A 2421-nucleotide genomic window follows, 5' to 3' on the forward strand; every position below is an offset into this window, starting at 1 on the left:
CAGTCCCGTAATGCACGACTGGCCGCCACCAATGCCGACAACCCTATCACAAAATACCTCACTTCGTGGGCTGAAAGGTTGCTTACCCCTGTTTTAAAGTGCGTTGTTGGCAAATCGGATGTAGCGAAGTTGATTCACTTTTTGGTGGAAGAAACCGAAAGAAATAAAAGCATTTCTCACGTTACTCAAGCTGGCTTAACAGGTTCAAGCCGTTGTATTGCGCTAGTAGCCGAAGGGTTTGTACATGAGCTATTTAGCAATGCGGATGCCCTCGGAATAGCGCAAACCTTAAAGGATTTTTCTCTGGGATGTTTGAGCTCCAGTGTACGATTTTTTCAAACCTGTATCAATGCTACCACTACCAATCCGGACGTTGACCAACTCTTTAATTGTATTTTGGGTCCTCCCTGCGGGCCTCGATTATTGATTGAAGCTACTCCACAATTAATAAATGCGGCCTCTGAATTTGGCACCTCATTATTGGGAGACTGCTCTACTAGCGAGACGGGGGCGGACATATCGGCGTATAATCGTGGTGTACTAGCGGCCTTTATTGCCACGATTATTATTCCTTCCAAATGGGTAAAATTATCCACCTTAAAAGACCAGCAGAAGGTATTTGGTGCTCTAAAACTTACCATCAAAAATCCAGAGGAAGCAATTGCCTTGTTTAAGCAAGGAAAATGGAAAGATGGGATCAAAACTCTTTTTGGAAAAGCAGGTTATATCGCCGCTAAATTCCCCAAAGTAAATGCTTGGTTGGAGGGGGTAACCAACGCTTCTAAAAAAGCAGAACTACAAAACATTATCCAAACTTGGGACGATGAACTACTGGGACGTTTGGATAATGCACTTGGCAACGCAAAATACAGTAATTTAGCAACCGAACTCACGGCCAATCAAACTTTATTGGACTACTTCAAGCAGTTAAACACCAACTGGTATGCACGATTTGGATTAGCTAGGGCTTATAGTTTAGGTTCAGGAACAGCAGGCAAAATTGCTTTACCAAATCATTTCAAAAACTATATGTTGGATTTAGAACTACTCCCTGGTTATCGCGTAGTAAATATTTACAATAGTAATAGGGCACCGATTTTAGAACTGGGTATCAAATTTGATGATAAAATAAAGGACATTCTCACTACCGCTTTTAGAAAAGGGCGAGCAGGCATAGAAGCTGCCGATATACCAGTAGATCTAAGAAATATCTATCTTCGCCTTTGGGATGATGGCTATACTAAGGCTATACAAAACGTAAGATTAAAAACAGCTAATGGGGTAGAATTTATTCCTGATTTACTATTTTTCAGAACCAGACAAAATGGAGTTTTGAGTTTTAATCAAGTCGTTTATCACGATGCCAAAATAGACGTGAGTACTCTTTTTACCGATGGACAAGATGCCGCCATTGTAACTATAGAAACGGCCAAAAACACCAAAACTGTCGCTCAGTTTCGGTTATCAAAAGCACTTTTTTTTGAAAATAACCCATACCCTGTAAATGAGTCATTAACATTAAAAGAAATATCCAAAGTAGCCACCCAAACAACAAGCGGCCAAGTAAATTTGGTGCGGCGTATAGAAATAGAACAATAACCTTTTTTGATATGGTACATTTTGAAGATGTAGAAAAATACCTGATTGAGATAGCAACTGACTACCTCAAAAGCCAAGGTTTCGAGCATTTGGTAGAAGACCCTGCTTGTGTATTTACCAAATTTTTTCCGTTTGGTTTTGACCAAATCACTTTTGATGTTTCAACAGTTATTCGTGGGAGTAGTGTAAAATATGTTCTCGTCAGAGGATATAAAGACATTGAAAAACACTGGGAGAAATATTATGAGGTAGTAGGGTACCCATTGACTTCTGATGTCCCTACAATAGGAACCCATGCGATTTTTATTGATAAAAAATATGAAAAATATCCAGATGATGCTATGATGTATAGCGGAGCAGATTTGATTAGGTATAACCACGAACGACAGGACGTAGAACAATATTTTGAAGAGTTCAAATGGCAATATGAAAATCTATTGATGCCAGTTTTAGAAAAATCAAGGGATGTAAGGTGGTTAGACCAAAAAATCAATGCCGAACCGCTGAAATTTAAAGATTTTGGAGAAATAGCTCCTATGGCACATAGTACTGAATTTCACAAACTCATTATAGCCAAGTTAGCAGGCAATCCTAGTTATGAGCAAATCTATCAGCTCGTCAGAGGCACGCTGGTAGAGTGGGCTAATGAAGAAGAGGAAGGCAAAAATATACTGGCTGCTTTTGATAAAGTCTATGAGGATTTAAAACAGGTAAAGCCTTTGGAAAATCCTATTTTAGAGTGATTATCAAAACCCATCCATCAACCTTTCATGACCTTCAACACATTCAATAATTCATTTCATTTAACCATTTATTTATGTT

2 protein-coding genes are annotated in these 2421 nt (G+C 38.9%); both read left to right on the top strand.

What is annotated here, in order from left to right; genetic code table 11:
• A partial coding sequence (locus K339_RS37505) for a hypothetical protein (protein WP_037300009.1) occupies nucleotides 1-1599 on the top strand: 1599 nt, incomplete at its 5' end.
• A gap of 11 nt (nucleotides 1600-1610) precedes the next feature.
• On the top strand, nucleotides 1611-2342 hold the full coding sequence (locus K339_RS0109825) for a hypothetical protein (RefSeq protein ID WP_028523425.1): 732 nt from the start codon (nucleotides 1611-1613) through the stop codon (nucleotides 2340-2342).
• The last annotated feature ends 79 nt before the right edge of the window (nucleotides 2343-2421 follow it).

The sequence above is a fragment of the Runella limosa DSM 17973 genome (assembly GCF_000482465.1).
Lineage (GTDB): Bacteria > Bacteroidota > Bacteroidia > Cytophagales > Spirosomataceae > Runella > Runella limosa.